The organism is Streptomyces sp. NBC_00370 (assembly GCF_036084755.1).
Classification (GTDB): Bacteria; Actinomycetota; Actinomycetes; order Streptomycetales; family Streptomycetaceae; genus Streptomyces.
The window spans coordinates 3,883,354-3,900,751 of record NZ_CP107968.1 but is presented as its reverse complement, the minus strand read 5'-3'; the positions used below and the strand labels follow the sequence as shown (position 1 = coordinate 3,900,751).

17 protein-coding genes and 1 pseudogene are annotated in these 17,398 nt (G+C 68.1%); 4 read left to right on the top strand and 14 right to left on the bottom strand.

What is annotated here, in order from left to right; translation table 11 throughout:
• Positions 1 to 22 precede the first annotated feature (22 nt).
• Complete coding sequence (locus OHS57_RS17360; protein WP_328582547.1) at positions 23 to 1,159, bottom strand: FAD-dependent oxidoreductase; 1,137 nt, start codon at positions 1,157 to 1,159, stop codon at positions 23 to 25.
• A 189-nt stretch (positions 1,160 to 1,348) separates the two neighbouring features.
• Positions 1,349 to 1,798 carry a MarR family winged helix-turn-helix transcriptional regulator gene (locus OHS57_RS17355; RefSeq protein ID WP_041988005.1) on the bottom strand — a complete coding sequence of 150 codons (450 nt, stop codon included), beginning with the start codon at positions 1,796 to 1,798 and terminating at the stop codon, positions 1,349 to 1,351.
• A 300-nt stretch (positions 1,799 to 2,098) separates the two neighbouring features.
• Here OHS57_RS17355 and OHS57_RS17350 point away from each other — a divergent pair, with 300 nt between their 5' ends.
• Complete coding sequence (locus tag OHS57_RS17350; protein ID WP_328582546.1) at positions 2,099 to 2,839, top strand: hypothetical protein; 741 nt, start codon at positions 2,099 to 2,101, stop codon at positions 2,837 to 2,839.
• Between the two features lie 98 nt (positions 2,840 to 2,937).
• Here OHS57_RS17350 and OHS57_RS17345 read toward each other — a convergent pair whose 3' ends face one another.
• The gene (locus tag OHS57_RS17345) at positions 2,938 to 3,918 is read right to left on the bottom strand and encodes a helix-turn-helix domain-containing protein (RefSeq protein WP_328582545.1); all 981 of its coding nucleotides are present in this window, start codon (positions 3,916 to 3,918) and stop codon (positions 2,938 to 2,940) included.
• 67 nt (positions 3,919 to 3,985) lie between these two features.
• Here OHS57_RS17345 and OHS57_RS17340 point away from each other — a divergent pair, with 67 nt between their 5' ends.
• Positions 3,986 to 5,200: an MFS transporter gene (locus tag OHS57_RS17340; protein WP_328582544.1), complete on the top strand. Its 1,215-nt coding sequence runs from the start codon at positions 3,986 to 3,988 to the stop codon at positions 5,198 to 5,200.
• Positions 5,201 to 5,206: 6 nt separating this feature from the next.
• Here OHS57_RS17340 and OHS57_RS17335 read toward each other — a convergent pair.
• The 11 genes and pseudogenes from OHS57_RS17335 to OHS57_RS17285 all read right to left on the bottom strand — a co-directional run bounded on the left by OHS57_RS17335 (position 5,207) and on the right by OHS57_RS17285 (position 15,910).
• Positions 5,207 to 5,931: pseudogene (locus tag OHS57_RS17335) on the bottom strand (dienelactone hydrolase family protein).
• A 100-nt stretch (positions 5,932 to 6,031) separates the two neighbouring features.
• Positions 6,032 to 6,472 carry a VOC family protein gene (locus OHS57_RS17330; protein WP_328582543.1) on the bottom strand — a complete coding sequence of 147 codons (441 nt, stop codon included), beginning with the start codon at positions 6,470 to 6,472 and terminating at the stop codon, positions 6,032 to 6,034.
• A gap of 424 nt (positions 6,473 to 6,896) precedes the next feature.
• On the bottom strand, positions 6,897 to 7,781 hold the full coding sequence (locus OHS57_RS17325; protein WP_328582542.1) for an HNH endonuclease: 885 nt from the start codon (positions 7,779 to 7,781) through the stop codon (positions 6,897 to 6,899).
• Positions 7,781 to 9,265, bottom strand: coding sequence for an AAA family ATPase (locus tag OHS57_RS17320; RefSeq protein WP_328582541.1), 1,485 nt, complete (start codon positions 9,263 to 9,265; stop codon positions 7,781 to 7,783). The genes OHS57_RS17325 and OHS57_RS17320 overlap by 1 nt, the downstream gene beginning before the upstream one ends.
• Before the next feature lie 216 nt (positions 9,266 to 9,481).
• The gene (locus OHS57_RS17315) at positions 9,482 to 9,955 is read right to left on the bottom strand and encodes a hypothetical protein (protein WP_328582540.1); all 474 of its coding nucleotides are present in this window, start codon (positions 9,953 to 9,955) and stop codon (positions 9,482 to 9,484) included.
• Positions 9,952 to 10,407, bottom strand: a complete 456-nt coding sequence (locus OHS57_RS17310; RefSeq protein WP_328582539.1) for a DUF6228 family protein — start codon at positions 10,405 to 10,407, stop codon at positions 9,952 to 9,954. The genes OHS57_RS17315 and OHS57_RS17310 overlap by 4 nt, the downstream gene beginning before the upstream one ends.
• 33 nt (positions 10,408 to 10,440) lie before the next feature.
• A complete protein-coding gene (locus tag OHS57_RS17305; RefSeq protein WP_328585091.1) occupies positions 10,441 to 10,905 on the bottom strand; it encodes a DUF2199 domain-containing protein in 465 nt (154 codons plus the stop codon).
• A 128-nt stretch (positions 10,906 to 11,033) separates the two neighbouring features.
• Positions 11,034 to 12,038 carry a TniQ family protein gene (locus tag OHS57_RS17300; RefSeq protein ID WP_328582538.1) on the bottom strand — a complete coding sequence of 335 codons (1,005 nt, stop codon included), beginning with the start codon at positions 12,036 to 12,038 and terminating at the stop codon, positions 11,034 to 11,036.
• Positions 12,035 to 13,063: an ATP-binding protein gene (locus OHS57_RS17295; protein WP_328582537.1), complete on the bottom strand. Its 1,029-nt coding sequence runs from the start codon at positions 13,061 to 13,063 to the stop codon at positions 12,035 to 12,037. The genes OHS57_RS17300 and OHS57_RS17295 overlap by 4 nt, the downstream gene beginning before the upstream one ends.
• A complete protein-coding gene (locus OHS57_RS17290; protein ID WP_328582536.1) occupies positions 13,054 to 15,168 on the bottom strand; it encodes a Mu transposase C-terminal domain-containing protein in 2,115 nt (704 codons plus the stop codon). Before OHS57_RS17290 ends, OHS57_RS17295 begins: the two co-directional genes overlap by 10 nt.
• On the bottom strand, positions 15,134 to 15,910 hold the full coding sequence (locus tag OHS57_RS17285; RefSeq protein WP_328582535.1) for a TnsA-like heteromeric transposase endonuclease subunit: 777 nt from the start codon (positions 15,908 to 15,910) through the stop codon (positions 15,134 to 15,136). The genes OHS57_RS17290 and OHS57_RS17285 overlap by 35 nt, the downstream gene beginning before the upstream one ends.
• A 256-nt stretch (positions 15,911 to 16,166) precedes the next feature.
• Between OHS57_RS17285 and OHS57_RS17280 the strand changes: the two genes are divergently transcribed.
• Both OHS57_RS17280 and OHS57_RS17275 read left to right on the top strand, forming a co-directional pair.
• Positions 16,167 to 16,592 (top strand): helix-turn-helix domain-containing protein, encoded by a 426-nt coding sequence (locus tag OHS57_RS17280; RefSeq protein ID WP_328582534.1) that lies wholly within the window; start codon positions 16,167 to 16,169, stop codon positions 16,590 to 16,592.
• A 16-nt stretch (positions 16,593 to 16,608) separates the two neighbouring features.
• A complete protein-coding gene (locus OHS57_RS17275; protein WP_328582533.1) occupies positions 16,609 to 17,310 on the top strand; it encodes a hypothetical protein in 702 nt (233 codons plus the stop codon).
• Positions 17,311 to 17,398: the final 88 nt, after the last annotated feature.

The window sequence follows — 17,398 nt, the reverse complement described above, 5'->3', positions numbered from 1 at the left end:
GCCGCGAGGTTCGGGCTGTTGCTCAGGCTGTTGGCTCATCGTCTCCGTTGAACGCGGCGATCAGGCCGTGGGGTGTGTCGTCGCCGAAGAGGAACTCGTGCAGTTCGTCGCCGTCCGCGGCGGCCTCGGCGCCACGCGGGAACATCGCCTTCTCGTACGCGGCGAGGGCGACTTCGACGTCGTCGGGGTGCGCGGCAATCGCCTTGCCGAGTTCCGCGCCGTCGTACATGGCGAGGTTGGCGCCCTCGCCGTTCGGGGCCGAGAGATGGGCGGCGTCGCCGAGCAGGGTCACCCCCGGCACCCGGTCCCAACGGTGTCCGTTCGGGAGGGTGTTGAGAGTGCGCAGGACCGGCGCGATCTCGCCGTCGGTGATCAGCGCGGTCAACTCCGGTGCCCAGCCGTCGAATTCCCGCGCGATCCGCGCGGCCGCCGTGGCGCCGTCGCTGAAGTCGACGGCGGCGAACCACTCCTGCGGTTCGGCGAGCGCCACGTACGTGTGCAGGTTGCCGTCCTTCTCCCGGTGGGCCATGATCCCCTTTCCCGGCGCGAGCGCGAACAGCGATCCGCCGCCGACCGCCTTGGCGGCGACCGGGTGCCGGGTGTCGCTGTCGTAGAGGTACGTCTCGACGTACGACCTGCCGGTGTACGTGGGTACGGCGTCGGAGACCAGCGGCCTGACCCGGGACCACGCGCCGTCCGCGCCGACCAGCAGGCTCGTGACGACGGTGCTGCCGTCGGCGAACGTCACCTCGTGGCGGGAATCGCCGAGACTGCGCACCCCGCTGACCTTGTGGCCCCACCGCACGGTGCCGGCCGGGAGCGAGTCGAGCAGGGTCTGCCGCAGCTCGCCGCGCTGCACCTCGGGGCGGGCACCCGCACCGTCGTCGGCCCTGTCGAACAGGACGGTGCCGTCGCGGTCGAGGACCCGTACCGCCTCGCGGCCCTCCAGGATGAGACCGCGGAACTCCTCGGTCAGGCCCGCCGCTTCGAGCGCCAACTGACCGTTGTAGTCGTGGATGTCGAGCATGCCGCCCTGAGCGCGGGCGGTGGGTGACGCCTCCGCCTCGTAGACGGTGGCGGGTACGCCGTGTACGTGCAGTACGCGGGCCAGGACGAGACCGCCGAGGCCGGCGCCGATGATGGTGACGTGCGTGTTCATGGTGACTCCTTGCAGCGCAGGTTGGCGCACGCGCCGGCGAACGCCGGCACGGCGAGGGGATGTTGGGCATGATGGAGATGTCTTGGCCGCGCGACCGAGCTGCGCGGCGGTCGGGCTGAGGGTTACGCCGTCAATCCGCGCAGTCGCTGCTACGACCACGCAGTGGCCGCTCCGTCCGCGCAGTGGTCGCTACGACCGCGTGGGCTGCGGCAGTTCCGCCGTGACCTTCGTGAGCAGGGCGAGCAGCGTGGCCCGCTCGGCCTGGTCCAGCGGGGCGAGAATCGTCTCGTCCGCCGCGGCCATCGCGGCCTCGAACCCGGAGATGAGTTCGGCGCCGACCGGCGTCGCGTAGACGCGCTTGCTGCGTTCGTTGCCGGGCTCCGTACGGCGCTCGATCAGGCCGCGCCGCTCAAGCCCCTGCAGAAGGCTCGATACGCTCGCCGCGCTCGTGCGGGTCATCTGCGCGATGTCCCGCTGGATCGCACCGGGGTTCTTGACCAGATAGCCGAGCGCGAAGCTCTGCTCGTGGCTGAGCTCGCGTGCCCGGATCCACTCCTCGCCGGCCTTCCGCTGGGCCCAGGAGATCCAGCGGATGTGGTCGAGAGTGCCGTTGGGCCGAGGTGCGGCTGCTGCGTCCATGATGAGAACTCTAACTGTTAGTTCTCTAACTGTCAACGCTCGAACTGATCGGCCCGATGGTGATGGCCGCGGGGCCCCGGCCGCCGCCCTTGCCCCGCTGTGCGCCGGCTACCGCCCGCGATCCATCCCGCCGCAGAGCCGCAGTGCGCTTTCCGCGGGCCGCCCCGCCGCACGCGAAGTCGGTCAATCCGGCTCATGCGCGCGCCGAGGATTGTCAGAGGTGCCTGGCACAGTGCCGCCGTGGACATCGACTCCTTCTGGAGCCTCTGCCCACGCCACTCGACCTGATTGGATTCCCGCATGACGGATTGGTCGCAGCTCACCCACGCGTACGGCCCTGCCGACGACATACCCGCCCTGCTTGACCAGCTCGCGTCGGATCCGACCTCCGAACGCTGGACCGACCTCTGGTCGGCCCTGTGCCATCAAGGCAGCGTCTATTCGGCCAGCTTCGCGGCCTTGCCCTGGCTGACCCGTGTCGCCGGCTCGGAAGACCAGGGACAAGCGGTCAGTGCGCTGACCCTGGCGGGCGCGATCATGGCCGGCGCCGACCAGCCGCAGGAGGCGGCCGGGGTCCGTGCCCGGTACGCGGACGAGGTGGCCGTCCTGCTGTCGCTGGCGAACAGGCACCTTCGGACGGCTGACGACGCCGACGAGTACGTCTACCTGCTGGAAGCCGTATTGAGCTTCGAGGGCGTCGACGGCTGGAGCGAGGACCTGGCGTGGGGGCTCACGAACGAGGAGTACCAGATCGCCTGCCCCGGCTGCGAGGTGGACCTGTTCATCGCCCTCGGCGAGCGCGGGTACTTCTCGACCAGCGGTGATTACGCGCTGTCGGACGACGTGCCGACCGAACCCCTGCGCCCTGCCGACCCCACCGACCCCGCAGGTCTGACCGGCATCGGCCGACGGCTCCACGACACCGCGCTCGCCGACAATCAGCAGGGCGTGGCCAAGGCGTTGACGTACGTCTTCGGCGACGCGACCTGCCCCGACTGCGCGGAGGACTTCTCCGTGGCGGCTCAGATCAGCGCCGACTGATCCGACCGCGCACGGACGACCGCCCACGCACGACCACGCCCGCACGACCACGACCGCACGACCACGCTCGGGAACGCGGTCAGGCGAACGCGTCCCCGTCAGCGAGGCCGCCCCACCCCCGACGCCTCCACCAACACCTCCCCGGCCGCCGTCCGCACGTACAGCACCGACCGCCCCGCGCGGCGCCGCTCCACCAGGCCCGCGTCCAGCAGCACCCGCAGATGCCGGCCCACCGACCCCAGCCCCTGCCCGGTCACGGCGACCAGTTGCGTCGTACTCATCGGGGTGCCGAGCAGCGTCAGCAGCGCGGCCCGTGCCGCCCCGACGAGGGCTCCGAGCCCCGCCGGGACGGGCCGTCTGTCGTGGTCCTCGGCGAGTACGCCCAGACACGGGTAGACCACGGCGTACCGTTCGCGTCCCTCCCACGACACCCAACTCGTCCTCGGCGTCACCGGCATGAACAACAGCTCTGCCCCGGCAGCGATCTCCCGGGGCGGATACGCCAACACGTTGACCTGGAACCGGCTTTCGCCGAGCCAGCGCGTCCCCGGGTTCAGCGAGTCCAGTACGGCGGCCCAGCCTCCCTGGTTCACGCGCGCGGTCCGCGCGACCATGTCGGCCTCCAGGACGCGCCGTCGGCGCGCCCAGTACGGCCGTACGGTCTCCTCCCAGACGTACGTCAGAAGCGCAGCCGCCCGTTCGGGCAGGTCGTCCCGCTCCAGGACGGCGGTGAGCGAACCCCCTGCGGACACCCGGAGGTTGGCCCGCGCCTCCTCGGCCCCGGCAGCCCGCACCCGTTCCACGGTCTGCTCGAAGCTCTCCCCGGCACACGAGGTGGGGCAGAAGAAGTCGGAGATCCAGGACGTGCCGATCGCGGTCTGTACGAGCGGCGCGGCCACCGGATCGGCGGCGAGGCGCGCGCGGTAGCCGGGCAGATGCGCGCGCAGCCACGTCTCCTCGCCCGGATGACCGCCGGCCCCCGCGTACAGCAGCTTCAGACTCGCGAAGGTCTCGGCGAACGGCGAGAGCACGAACCGGCTGCGCGCGAGGGTGTCCGTGCCGATCTGCCACAAGCCCACGCGTACGACCTTTCGTGTGTCGGCGAAACACTACCCACGGTCCACGGCCGCTCTCAGACTCCGACGCATGCGCAGCTACCGAACCCTGTTCCGCACACCGGAGTTCACCCCGTTCCTGCTCTCCTTCGCCGCCTTCGCCGCGGCCCAGACGATCGGCGGCCTGGCCCTCGGCACGCTGGTGTTCCGGGCCACCGGCTCGCCGCTCCTGTCGGCGGTGAGCATGTTCGGGCCCCAACTGGCCCAGTTGCTGGGAGGGGTGTTCCTGCTCTCGGGCTCCGACCGGCTGCCCCCCCGCGCGATGCTGACCGGCCTCGCGCTGGCCTTCGCGGCCGGTACGGCGGTGCTGGCGCTGCCCGGTCTGCCGGTGTGGGCGGTCTTCGCCGTCGTACTCCTCCAGGGCCTGGTCGCCTCGCTGGGCGGGGGAGTACGCGGCGGGCTGCTGAACGAGATCCTCACCAAGGACGGCTATGTGCTGGGCCGTTCGGTCTACAACATGCTCTGGGGCCTGACCCAGATGGCCGGGTTCGCGACGGGCGGCGCGCTGCTGGCGCTCCTGTCCCCGCCGACCTGCCTGCTCCTCGCGGCGGGACTGTACGTGCTGTCGGCCCTCGTCAACCGTCTTGGCCTCACGGCCCGTCCACCGCGCGCCACAGGCCGCCCGTCCGTCGCGGCGACCTGGCGCGCCAACGCGCTGCTCTGGTCCTCCCGCCCGCGCCGCCTGACGTATCTCGGTCTGTGGGTCCCCAACGGCCTGATCGTCGGCAGCGATTCGCTGTACGTCTCGTACGCGCCCCAGGCAGCCGGAACGCTGTACGCGTTCGGGGCGCTCGGCATGTTCGCGGGCGACATGGCGGTGGGCCGCCTCGTACCGCCCGCGGTACGCCCCCGGCTCGCGACCCCGCTGCGCCTGCTGCTGGCCGTGCCGTACCTGTTCTTCGTCCTACGGCCGGGCGTCGCTCTGTCGGCCGTGGCCGTCACCGTCGCCTCCGTCGGCTTCGCCGCGAGCCTGGTCCTGCAAGAGCGGCTGATGTCCCTCACCCCCGACGACCTCACGGGCCAGTCCCTCGGCCTGCACGGCACGGGCATGGCAGCCCTCCAGGGCATCGGCGCCGTCCTCGCGGGCACCCTGGCCCAACTGACTTCTCCGGCCACGGCGATGACGCTGATGGCGACCGCGTCCGTCATCGCGACCCTGACCCTCGCGGCCCTGAACAGAGCCGAGGCACGACGGCCCACGCCGCTCGACCGGCCCGGCTCCGTGGCCCGCGAACCCGGCCGCTGACGTGGCTCACTCCGCCGGCGGCAGGCACTCGTTGAGCAGCCCGACGACGTCGTCCCAGGCCCGTCGTGCGTGCACCGGGTGGTGGCCGACGCCGGGAAGGACGGCCTGGTCGACGTTCGGATGGTGGAAGGCGTGCAACGCGCCGCCGTAGACGACAAGACGCCAGTCGACCCCGCCGGCCTGCATCTCGGCGGCGAACGCGTCCCGTTGGGCGGCCGGCATGATCGGGTCCTCCGACCCGACCCCGGCCCACACCGGACAACGAATCCGCGCCGCCTCGCCCGGCCGCCCGGTGGTCAACGCGTTGACCGTCCCGATCACCCGCAAGTCGACCCCGTCACGCCCGAGTTCCAGCAGGATCGCACCCCCGGTCCCGTAACCGACGCCGCCGATCCGCCCGGGATCGACCCGCGGCTCGGCGCGCAACACATCAAGCGCAGCGTGCCCGATGCCCCGCATCCGGCCGGGATCGGCAAGCAGCGGGGTGACGTGCGCCAGCATCTCCTGGGGATCGGTGAACCATCGCCCGCCGTTGATGTCGAAGGCCAGCGCCACGTACCCCAACTCGGCCAGCGCATCGGCCCGCCGCCGCTGAAAGTCGTTCAACCCGGGCCCCTCAGGCCCCACCAGCACGGCGGCCCGCCGCCCGACACCAGCCGGCAGCGCGAGATGCCGACCATCGTCATCCCGTCGGCGGGGTACTCGACCGTGCGCGTCGTAACCGTCGTCATGAACGAGACCGTAAGTGGTCACCGCCCCCGATCGGCCCGGATTTAACCGTCGGCAGAACAGCGCGGAACCTGGTCAGTCCTCAGTCCTCAGTTCTCACTCTCAGCCCTCACGCTGGGCGGCGGCGACACAGAACTCGTTGCCTTCCGGGTCGGCCATGACGATGTGGTGCCCGTCGAACTCCTCCACGGCGGTACCGCCCGCCGCTATCAGCAGCTCGGCCTTCGCCCTGATCCGTGCCCACCGTTCCTCGGGACTGCCGTGTCCCGGCACCCGGACGTCGATGTGGAGCCGGTTCTTCGCCGTCTTGGGCTCAGGGACCTTGAGGATGGAGAGCGGGGGCCCGATGCCGTCGGGATCGCAGAGCCACGCCCCGTCGTCCACCGAGTCGTCCGCCGGAAGGTCGAAACTCGCGTGCCACTCCTCGCGGGTCGTGAAGGGCGCGGGCGGCGGCTCGTCGACGTACCCCAGCGCCGTCTTCCAGAAGCGGCCGAGGAGCGTCGCGTCCGTGCAGTCCAAGGTCAGACTGATCCTGGTCGTCATGGGCCGGAGCGTACTGCGCACCTCTGACTGTCCCGTCTCAATGGAAGTGGGCCATCGTGAGGCGGTGACCTGGGGTGGCTCAGGTTGAGTGAGACGGCAATGGCTGGCCTGTCTCACTCAACCTGAGCAGCTGTCCGTTGACATCGAACCCAGTCGCTCTCCCGTCGAGCGGAGTCGTGCCGCGTCTGGTGCTCCCAAACCACGACACGAGAGGGAACCGACGACAAGCCCGTCGGCTCTGCGCTTGGCCGCGGGGGCCGCAGAAGGGGGCCCGGTCGGCGAACCCGATGACCACGCCATCGATCGGTCCCGCGGCGGACTGACTGCGGCGTCACGCCCAGCCCCAGTGAGCTGTTGCACCCTCTTCTCCGAAGTCGTGGCGTGTCCTCAAATCGGCCTTCTCGGAGAATGGCTGTCGGGCCGATTAGTCGAGGTTTGTCTCCGGGCTTGAGCCGCGCCAGCCGCCGTTGACATACCACTTGTCGGCCGCCAGGGCCTTGAACAGGGCATAGCCCATCGTGTTGGGGTTACCCCGGTAGCGCCAGCCCTCGGCCTTGTGCTCAAGCCAGGGGGCGACGGAGTTAGTGGGCATCATCGTGAGGTCGTGGTTGGTTGATGCGATGTGGCTACTCACCAGAAGGCTGTACCGGTAGTCCAGGTCGAACACCTTCAGGTGTTTCTGGAGGCGTTCTGTGAGTGTGTCGCTCCAATCAGGGTGGGGGGAAACGAAGAACTTCATCGACGGCTGCTCATTGCCGCGTGGCCTCCTGAGACGAGCTCGAAGCCAGGGGTGGTGGGAGAAGTCGTCGAAGTAGGGGTGCAGGGTCTGGTCACCCGCATTGACGGGGACTGTCGCGCGCTTGCCGGTGTTGCAGTCGCGGCAAGCCGGGATGAGGTTAACCGGTACCACGCTGAGCAGCGGGTACGTGTTCTTGGGTAGGTGGTGATCGAGCGTGGTTACCAGGCCCTCCCCGCACAGGGGACACCGGTTATCCCGTCGACGGCCTTCTTGGTCGGTCGTACCTTTGAGCGCCTCGTAGATGTGGCGGCCCGGAGCACGGTCCTTGGCCAACCGGTCGGTGTAGACCCCCTCCAGTGCCTTGCGGTCGCGACGGGTGCCAGGCGTGGCGGCGAGGCCGGTGACGGTGTGAAGAGCCTGGCCCTGAGCGGCTGCCTCGTACGCACTTGCTGCATCGGCCACCGCGTCGGTGAACGACTCCAGCCGTTTTCGGCTATTTGGGCGGGCGTTGGCGATGCAGGTGGTGTAGACGTCGCGTGCGTCGAAGGTCGGAGGATCTATGTGCTGCATCAGCCGTGTCCCTCCACGTCGTCGCGCTGGCCGAGCAAGGCGCTGAGCACCAACTGTGCCTCGCTGCCAAGCCGTCCACTGAAGTGTTCCAGGACAGCGTCGTAGGAGTAGCCGACGTCGACCAGGCGTCGTAGTTCGTGCAGAAAGCCGGCTTCGGTGAGTTCCAGACCGAAGACCTCGTGAGTCAGCACGCCGACGTTCTCGCCGTACGTTTCGATGCGGGGCTGCGCGGCTCCGAGTTGCCCGCCGTAGCGCCAGAGTTTCCAGACGCAGTGGGCAGGAATCTCTTGGAGTACAACCGGAGAGTGTGTGGCGACGATGGCCAGCCCGTTGCGCTCGGCGAGCAGATCGGACAGCGCCCGCATGAACGCGGACAGCAGGGGCGGATGGAGGTGGGTTTCCGGCTCATCGATGATGACGAGGGTCCGCTCACTCACGTGCTCGATGAGCCGGGTCATGGTGAGCAGAACGAGCCGGTGGCCGGCGCTGAGACGGCGGAAGAGCTGCCGGGCCTTATTCTCGCGGCTGTTCAGGCTTGCGGTGTTCTCGAAGTTCTCCAGCCATCCCTCCTCCAGGAGTCCGCTCCCGGGATAGTCGAGGGTGCGCAATGCCCTGATCCATTGTGGGCTGCGCTCGCGCGTCAGACATGCCTTCATGGCCTGCGCGAAGTCCTTCCTGAGCCCGCCAGGGGTCTTGAACCTGGGGGATCGTGAACCCTGAACACGCAGGCCCACGTAGGAAGCGATGAACATTTCGTCGCCCTCGACGAGCGGGAAGTCGTCAAAGGCGCTGAACGAGACAGTCACCAGGTTGTTGAAGGATCGGCCCTCGCGGCCGTACTCGATGATCCGCCCGAGCTCATATATCTGCGGTTCGACCGCAGCGACGGCGCGGGCCAAGTGGGAAAGCACATATGACTTCCCCACGCCGTTCCGTCCGGTCAGGGCGTGCACGTTGCTGGCCGGCCGGGAGCCTGGTTCGACCTTGAATTCGAACCGCACGGAACTCATTGCCGGTGGCAGCGGCGGCTCGTAGGCGATATCGAAACTTACCCGGCGCGCTCCGCCGCGTGCGATGCGCCGCAGCTGCCCGCGCACGGTCGACATCTTGACGAAGCGCAGTAGCGAAGTGCGGGTCACATCTTGGTTCCGCGCGAGGCGGAAGGAGTCCTCGTCATAGGCGATATCCCGGAGCGCGGTGAGTACTTCCTCCCGGATGGCGCTGGGTATCTCGCTCAGCGTGTAGTAATAGCTTTCATCCTGGCCCACCGAGAAATAGCGCGAGCTGTCCAGGCGGCTGAAGCGCTCCGGGAGCAGATAGTTGGCGGGAACGTTCTCGCCATCCGTCGCCACGTGGCCAATCTTCACCGTGCCGACCTCGATCCAGCCATCCCTGGTCAGAACGCGCAACGTGAACATGGTGCGGTATCCGTCGTCGTCCCAGGTGTCGTGGACGAGGAGCGCATCGAAAAGATCCTCTGCCATGGCGCCACCTTCGGCCAAGCGACGGTCGTCATAAAATACGCCGAATCGCACGGTTTTCCTGGCCCTCCCCCTGCTTACTGTGCTCCGTGGTGATGTGCGATCTTAGGCGGCGGCGCGGGTGTGCGGTGGCGGACGTCGCGAACTCAGCGGCCCGGCTGGAGTGCGACGCTGGAGTCTGGAGTAGGGCCGCCGTTGCTTTGCCGCGGGCCGGTGCGGCTATGTGTTGTCGCTGCGGTGGTGGGCGTGCCAGAGGCGTCTGAGGGCTTCGAGCTCGGTTCGTGGGAAGTGTTCGCCCCACTTGCCTCGATAGCCACTTTCGCCGTAGGTCTGCGCGACCTCGTCGAAGCAGCGGATCACGGTGCGGGCGAGCTGGTCGATGCCGAGCTGGCTGGACCAGATTTCGGTTCCCTTGTTGTCGTGATCGCTGCCGTGACGCAGCTCCAGCACGCGGGTCCAGGTGTCCACGCCTTCGCGGTAGAAGATCCACCGGTAGGCGGTCGGTTCGGCCTCAAACTGGGCACGGGTCTCCGACCCGCCCGCGACGAGCTGGGCCACCGCGGTCAGGAGCTCCTCGGGCGCACTGGTGATGTGGGACGCGGTGAGCTCGACTCTCGCCTGGCGATCTTCAAGGGTGCAGTCCGCCCACCCGGATCCCGCCAGGGTCCAGGTGATGCGCATGCCGGATGTCACTGGTGCTCCTCAGCGAGGAAGGCCCGAACATCGGCCGCCAGGGAAGTCATCTGCTCGCCGGCCTCCAGCCAGGTGGTCACAGAGGCGCCCCAGCCACCTGCGGCCTGAGGCCACGGCCGCAAGGCCCAGGTCAGGCCGACGTGGCCGCCGGACCGGAAGACTGCCGACACCGTTAGGTCGTGGTCATTGGTCTGCCAGCTCCGTTCGCCGTCCCATCCCCGGTAGTCGGCGGCGAGCTCTTCCAGGAATGCGGTGAGATCGCTGTCCCAGATCCAGGCGACGACCTCGTTGACGCGAGCGGTCAGACCGGGAGCCCGCAGCTCGACGGCATAGTGCACGGAGTCTGCGTCGAAGCTGAACCGGTCGCAGAACGTCACGCCGACGGACGCATGGTCCTGGCAGCGGATCGTCACGCTGGCCTCATCGCCGGTGCCGACGTCGGGGGTGGTCATGGGTGGAACGCTAGGTCAGCAGGATGTTCGACGTCACTTGGATTCGCTGTCGGCAGGGTGGAGAACAGCTTCGGCGATTTCACGGACACGCTCCATCGTGATGCCGGTCCGCTGTTCGACCGCGAGAGGGTGGTCGGTCGGCTCCAGCTCGATGAACGGACGCTGTCCGATGGGGCGGGTGTGGACGTGGGTCTTCAAGTTGATGGTGCTGGGCGAGTAGAGGAAGAGGTCGGTGGACAGCCATCCGAAGTACGGCTCCTCGGATTCGCGTCCCCGGGTGTCCCAGAGGTCCGCGGCTCGGGCGACGTTGTCCCGGCTGAGGGAGACCCATGCGGCCCAGGAGAAGACCTCGTCGCTGCCGATGATCGGTATCTCGATCAGACCCTTGACGAAGTAGTGCTGTGCCTGGATGACGCACTGATCCGACGAGAGCAGGCAGTCCGCACGGTCGGCGAAACGCGGATCCCAGACGTAGGGAGCCGTGGCCGAGTAGTTCATCGGCAGTTCGGCGTGATGGCTGCCGCAGCACGAGCATGTGAATCCGAGGTCGCTGGTCATGAGCGGAGCCTAATGATCGGCTCCGACGTTGCTGACGTCAGTCCCGTCTCGGTGAGGGCAGAGGCAGTTCACCGTGCGTGTGCTGGGGAACGCTTCAAGATCCTTCGGATGAGCAGGGGAGGGAACTGGTCGTGCGGGTGGGCGGTTACGAGCCCGTCGAGGCTGGCCTCATGGTGGCGGACGGCCTCGTCGACCCGTTGGGCAAGCCGCACGATCTCTTCTTGGAGCCATGGGATGGCGGTTGTCCTCAGCTTCCGCTCTGCGGGTAGTCGCCTGTCGAACTCTCGGCGGAAGCGCTGAACCTCTCCCTGGCTTCCGAGGGCTTGATTTCGCCAGTAGAAGGAAGCGAAGAGAGCGGCGACCTGGACGACGTCGGGGAAGTCGGCGGCCTCGGCGTATGGGTATGGCCGGTGCCGACTGGTCTCGTCCGGATGGATCAAGCGGAGTCTGCGCTCCGTGCGGTCTGCTGCGTAGCCGTGTCTGGTCAGGTCGCGCCAGAGCTTGGAGCATTCTTCGTAGGCGGGCAGGATCCTGCGGTATCTGCTGTGACGGCAGAGCCGGTGGAGGCGCCGTTGAGCTTCAACGATCTCGGGCGCTTGCGCAACGCTGCACTGACCGGTTGAAGGGATCTCGACGCTTCGCTCAAAGTACGAGTCGTAGGCGGTGCCACTGCCTGTCCACCGGCGGTGCTTGACGCAGAGCTGGTTGAGGTCTCGGAGCCCCCAGATCTCGATCCGCCAGCTGATCTTTCCAGTATGTGCGGCCGCGCAGAAGTCGCAGGCCCAGGTCCGGTTGATCAACGGGTAGCCCGGATGGTGCCATGCCGTGGCGGTGGTCAGCTCGGGCAGTGCCTTCCTCAGAGATTTCGGTGCCTGACCGCTGCGAACGGCGAGGAGATCCAGCCTGTCCAGGGGCCTCTCCGCCGAGTAGAAGCGGCGGAGCACGTGCTTCGGGGGAACCCCGTTGAGCAGCGCGAGCCGCGTGGCATAGGACCGAACAGTCTCATTCGGAAAGGGCGGGGAGGTCAGAGGCAGAGGCCGTGCCCGCCCGGCCGGGGCCTTGACCTCGATCATGCGGATGTCCGGTAGGCGCTCTCGCTGGCGTGATCCACGTGGATGGCGTGCAGTTGTCGCCGGGTGATGCTTTCGCTGCCGTCCAGGATCGCGGAGATGGCTGCGGCACGGACAAGATGGGAGAGGCTGCCGATCATGCCGCCGGTCCGCTGGTAGAGGTATTTGTGCAACTTGGTCAATGTGTTGGGGGCGTGCCTGTGCAGGCGAAGGGTGCCCTCCATGGTCGCGACCAGCCCTTCCCATTCGCGGCCCAGGGGAAAGGGGCCGGTGTGCAGGAGGGTGCAGCGACCTGCGATCTGGCCGCCGCGGATGCCGGTGAACAGTCCGGAGTGTTCGACGTCGATGCCGGCGTAGATGAACGTGGCCGGCAGGTGCTCGGTGAAGTACTTCAGGTGGTCGGAGAGCTCCTCTCCGGCGATCGTGCCCAAGTTCATGAGGTGGATTTCGTCGACCAGCACCAGGTCCGTGCGGGCCTCTGTCAGCACCTGACAGACGGAATGCGTGATGTCGGCTGTGTTGTGGCGAGGGGTGATGGTCGGGATGTTGAGGAAGCGGGCAAACTCCAAGGCGAGCTTCCGGGGTGATCCTTTCGGCGGTGCGGTGACATAGACCACCGGGATGCGTTGGCCTTCGCCGGATCTCTGCCGAACACGCAGTTCATGAAGGCGCCCGAGCTGCCGGAGTGCAGTGGTCTTGCCCGTGGTGCGGTCGCCAGAGATGATCAGGCCGCGGCGAGCTCCGTGCTCGCGTCGGTTGAGCAGGGTCAGAAGGCGTCCCTGATGAGCGACTTCCTTCACTGTGGACGTGCGTACCACTTGGAGTTCTGAGTGGTAGTCGATGCGAGCTTCGTCGTAGTCGGTGCGTTCCTCGTCGCTCATCGACTCCCATCGAGGGCGGGGAAGCAGGTCGAAGGGGTGCGGGTCCTTCTCCACGAACCGCTGCCAGCCAGTGAGAGTGGTGGGCGGCTCCACACGTTCGTCTTTGTCGGCCCCAGAGCGATCATTTCCGGAGGGGCTCACCACCATCTTTTCGCCTCCTCACGAGCGTCGAAGATCCCCAGCGGCACCACTTTCGCCAACTCCTCGTCCTCATCGGCGGCATCGGAGACCTGAGCTGGTTCGGCCGGAAGCGCTTGCGAGGCGGCGGGCGTCTCGGGACGAGGCCAGGCCGACTGGCTGGTGGCACGGGTGCGGCCGACGACCTTGCGGTCACGCTGCTCGGCCGCTCGGCCCGAGCTCTTCCGCCGCCGGACAGGGCGTTCCTCGGGACCGTCAGCGGCCCGGTCAAGCAGCTCGACCGCAGCCTCAGCGACCGCTTCCTCGTCCGGCTTGCGCTGTTCACGTTCGGCCAGCACCTGACGGGCCCGGTCGAAGACCAGTTCACCCATGGGGACGGGCGAAGTGCGTAGATGGCGCCAGGTCGCGATGATCCAGTCCATGCCACGGTGGTTGCGTACCCAGACGCAGGAGATGTCATAAGGGTCGTAGTGGACCTCCCAGAGCCTCCCGTCCGGACCCGCCCCGGAGGGCTGGCGCCGAAAGGGGACAAGGTCGCAGGAATCGTAAGTACGGTTGTTGATCCGCACCCCTCCGGGACCGATGACCCTCCATTCGCGGGGCATGAGCTGGATGTACTCCTCCGGGCTCAGCGCGACCGACACGTATCCGGCCGCCGCCACCAGCGCGGCGTACTTCTCGTTCGGACTCAACGGGTGATCCGGCATCAACGGGTCTCGCAGCCCGCCGTGCGGCCTGACCTGCCATGTCGAAACGACCCATTCCTGGAGCAGTTCCTGGAGCTCGTGGATGGACCAAACCGCTTGTGCGGACGGATCCCTGCCTCGCATCTCGGCACTCCGGCCTGTGTAGCCGGGCAGATCCTGGGCGAACATCGTTGCCACGGAGCCCAAGGTTCTTTCAATATGCGGCTTGTCGGTCGGGGTGTCCGGATGCGCGGGCTGGAACGAGATCCCCAAGTGGCGGCAGGCATTACGGAAGTTGTCCGAGACGAACGCCTTCCCGCGGTCGCTGACCACCATCTCCGGGACGATCACCGGCTTCGCGGCGGCCTTGGCCATCCGTTCGTCGAGCGTCAGCAGCGAGGCATAGGGCAGCACCGACCGGGACATGCGCAACGCGTCCGACCAGCCCGGCCGCACCACCTCGGGCGTCATCGCCCGCGCCAGCAGCAGGGCGGCGTCCACCGCCTTCGTCGAGGGCCGCAACACCACCGCGGCCAGCGTCCTCGTCGCCAGATCGACCAGTCCGGTCAGCTCGCAGCGGTCCACTGTCCCGTCGTCGTGGACGACCATTACGTCCAGTGGCGTGGAGTCGATCTCCATCACTTCACCTGGTCGTGCTGTCGTCAGCTGCCCAAACATCCGCTTCGGCTGTTTGCCCAGCGAGCGGCGGGTGCGGGCCGAGCCCAGCAGATGTTGCCCGGTCGAGACTGCCTCCAACAGGCGGTAGAACGTCGCCCTGGAGGGCATCGAAACCGCTCCCTTGCCGTGCTCAGCAGCCAGCAGGCGTTCGACTTTGCGCCGCAGCACCTGTGCGGACACGGTCGGCTCGTCGGTCCGGCTGCTGACGATCTTCTCGATGGCCTCGACCACCCGCGGATCGGCCCGGCTCGTGCCGGTGGCGGGCTTGCGCTGCCGACCGTCCACTAAACCCGCCACCCCTTCGCGCTCGAAGCGAGAGCGCATCCGGCGCAGCGTGCTCAGCCCCACCTCCTCGCCTATTTCGCGTAGTTCGGCGAGCTTGGCCAGCTCCCGCTGCCGCAACGAGTTCACGGCCGGGTCGTACTCGGCCTTCACTGGGGTGCGCGCATCGACGTCTGGACGGCCCGTAAGCAGTTCGGTCAGGTGCCTTCGCCACCACTCGGCCCGCTCTGCGGCGTCTTCGGACAGTCCCTCCAGGACCCCTGCATCGGGCAACGACGGGCGACTCGGCGCGCTGCTGAGTACGGTGAATCCCTCAGAGGCCAGCAAGTTCCCCAGCAGCACCACACTGGCGGCCAGGGCGTCATCCACCAGCCGCACCGAAGTGCCGTGCAAGGCAGCCACGGTGTGTTCGCGCCCGTCGTAGCGAACCCGATCACCCAGCGACAGCAACTGCGGACGCGCCGGCATCCCCGCCCACCTCCTTCGCCATCGCAGGAACGAGGTGCACGCGCGTGGCCCCCGCCAGCAACTCGCCCCCCAAGTCAGCGGCCAACACACGGCGCCACAACAGGTGGAAGAGCACCGGCAGCGTGGCGATCGGATCCCCGACTTCCCGGGCCCCCGCAAGCAGTCCCTGCGGCTCTGCGAACACCGCTTGCAGGGCATCGGCGACCGGCTCGCGCCGCACCCGCGGGTGCCTGTAGCCCGATAGCCAGCGCAGATTCGCCGCCAGCACGGGATCGAGCATCCCGACTCGCTCGAAGCCCCAGCCAACCCGGGCGCAGGCCGCGGCCGTGGCCGCGAACTTCTTCGCGTCGTCCGGCTCGATCCGATCGTCCGGACGTACGTCCAGCACCACAGCGGTGCCGTCCCGACGGCGTACGAAGTAGTCCGGCGTATGGCGGGTCCGCCGGGGCCGGTCGCTGTACCGCCACGACAGCCGGAACGGCTGCGAGGCCACCGCCACCACATCCGGATCGGCGTCCAGCCTCATCAGGTGCCCGAGCTCCACCCACGACTCATAGCCCACCAGGTCGCCACCTGTAGCAGCCCAGTACCAGCCCGGGAAGTTCCGCTGCCCTCGGTACGAAGGGAACCCGCGTACCTGCGCGGCTGCCTCGAAACGGGTCGGCCACATCACCTCAAGCGGCCCGCCGTGCGGTTCGCCGCGGGCGTCTAGGTACTCCAGCCAGAAGTCTTCCTCAGCCATCAGCCACCCCGTTCGGCACCCGCCCGATACGAAGACCGTAGGGAACCCCGGTGCGGCAGTGGGTCAAGAAGAGCGAGACAGATCGACAGATGGTCACGGTTGACTGAGACGAGCGACCAGATGGTTCAGATCGACCGAGACTGGCTCATCTTCAGCGGGACACGTCACTGACGGCGCTCGGCGGGCTGGTGCGAGGTGGAACACTTTTGCAAGCATGCGCTTGCAAAAGTTAGCGGGGGTGGCGCAGCATGGGGGCATGGCATCACTCAACGTCGGCAATCTCGGTGAGTATCTGCGCGAGCAGCGGCGCAGTGCGCAGCTCTCGCTGCGGCAGCTCGCCGACGCCGCCGGGGTGTCCAATCCGTATCTGAGCCAGATCGAGCGCGGGCTGCGTAAGCCGAGTGCGGATATTTTGCAGCAGCTCGCCAAGGCGCTGCGGATCTCGGCCGAGACCCTGTATGTGCAGGCCGGCATGCTCGACGAGCGGGAGCGTGAGGAGCTGGAGACGCGTGCCGTCATCCTCGCGGACCCCTCGATATCCGAGCGGCAGAAGCAGGTGCTTCTGCAGATCTACGAGTCGTTCCGCAAGGAGAACGGCCAAGACGCAGAGAACGCCGCGGAGAACGTCGCAGGGGACGCCTCCGCTGCCGACGGCAGTGTTTCCAACCCACCCTCAATCTGATCCGGGAGGCCCAGTCATGGCCATCGCCGATGACCTGCGCAAGACCCTTACCGACCCGACGCCGCTCTACTTCGCCGCCGGTACCGCCGAGCTTGCCGTGCAGCAGGCCAGGCGGGTGCCCGGCCTCATCGACCAGCTGCGGAGCGAGGCGCCCGGCCGGTTCGACGCGGTGCGCAACACCGACCCCAAGACCGTCCAGGACAAGGTCGCCGACCAGGCCAAGGAAGCCCAGGCCACGGTGCAGGCCAAGGTCACCGAGGTGCTCGGGTCGTTCGACACCGACCTGCGGAAGCTGGGCGAGAGCGCCCAGGACCTGGCGCTGCGGAGTGTCGGCGTCGCCGCCGAGTACGCCGTGAAGGCGCGCGAGGCGTACGAGAAGGTCGCCGAGCGCGGCGAGCAGACCGTACGGACCTGGCGCGGTGAGGCGGCCGACGACATCACGGAGATCGCCGTCGCCGTCGAGCCTGAGCCCGCTCCCAAGCCGGCCAAGCCCGCCGCCAAGCCCGCGTCCGCCACGGCCCGCCCGGCCGCCACTTCGGCGTCGGCTTCGGCTTCGGCTTCCGGCACGGCCACCGCCGACGCCAAGAAGCCGACCGCGCGCAAGACCACCCCGCGCCGCGCCACGCCGGCCCGCAAGACCTCTTCGCCGGCGGCCAAGCAGACCGTCAAGCCCGGCCAGAAGCCCGTTCAGAAGTCGGGTCCCAAGGACGAGAAGTAGGCGCGACCACCAAAGCCGCGTACGGAATTCCGGCGGGCCGGGCACCTCTAGGGTGCCCGGCCCGTTCTCCGGGTACGTTGGCGTCAAA

Bases quoted from the DNA above. Each gene is read 5' to 3' on its own strand.
- OHS57_RS17360 (WP_328582547.1), bottom strand. From the start codon at position 1,159: ATGAACACGCACGTCACCATCATCGGCGCCGGCCTCGGCGGTCTCGTC.
- OHS57_RS17320 (WP_328582541.1), bottom strand. From the start codon at position 9,265: ATGGCAGAGGATCTTTTCGATGCGCTCCTCGTCCACGACACCTGGGAC.
- OHS57_RS17330 (WP_328582543.1), bottom strand. From the start codon at position 6,472: ATGACGACCAGGATCAGTCTGACCTTGGACTGCACGGACGCGACGCTC.
- OHS57_RS17340 (WP_328582544.1), top strand. From the start codon at position 3,986: ATGCGCAGCTACCGAACCCTGTTCCGCACACCGGAGTTCACCCCGTTC.
- OHS57_RS17275 (WP_328582533.1), top strand. From the start codon at position 16,609: ATGGCCATCGCCGATGACCTGCGCAAGACCCTTACCGACCCGACGCCG.
- OHS57_RS17285 (WP_328582535.1), bottom strand. From the start codon at position 15,910: ATGGCTGAGGAAGACTTCTGGCTGGAGTACCTAGACGCCCGCGGCGAA.
- OHS57_RS17300 (WP_328582538.1), bottom strand. From the start codon at position 12,038: ATGATCGAGGTCAAGGCCCCGGCCGGGCGGGCACGGCCTCTGCCTCTG.
- OHS57_RS17280 (WP_328582534.1), top strand. From the start codon at position 16,167: ATGGCATCACTCAACGTCGGCAATCTCGGTGAGTATCTGCGCGAGCAG.
- OHS57_RS17350 (WP_328582546.1), top strand. From the start codon at position 2,099: ATGACGGATTGGTCGCAGCTCACCCACGCGTACGGCCCTGCCGACGAC.
- OHS57_RS17305 (WP_328585091.1), bottom strand. From the start codon at position 10,905: ATGAACTACTCGGCCACGGCTCCCTACGTCTGGGATCCGCGTTTCGCC.
- OHS57_RS17295 (WP_328582537.1), bottom strand. From the start codon at position 13,063: ATGGTGGTGAGCCCCTCCGGAAATGATCGCTCTGGGGCCGACAAAGAC.
- OHS57_RS17290 (WP_328582536.1), bottom strand. From the start codon at position 15,168: ATGCCGGCGCGTCCGCAGTTGCTGTCGCTGGGTGATCGGGTTCGCTAC.
- OHS57_RS17325 (WP_328582542.1), bottom strand. From the start codon at position 7,781: ATGCAGCACATAGATCCTCCGACCTTCGACGCACGCGACGTCTACACC.
- OHS57_RS17355 (WP_041988005.1), bottom strand. From the start codon at position 1,798: ATGGACGCAGCAGCCGCACCTCGGCCCAACGGCACTCTCGACCACATC.
- OHS57_RS17310 (WP_328582539.1), bottom strand. From the start codon at position 10,407: ATGACCACCCCCGACGTCGGCACCGGCGATGAGGCCAGCGTGACGATC.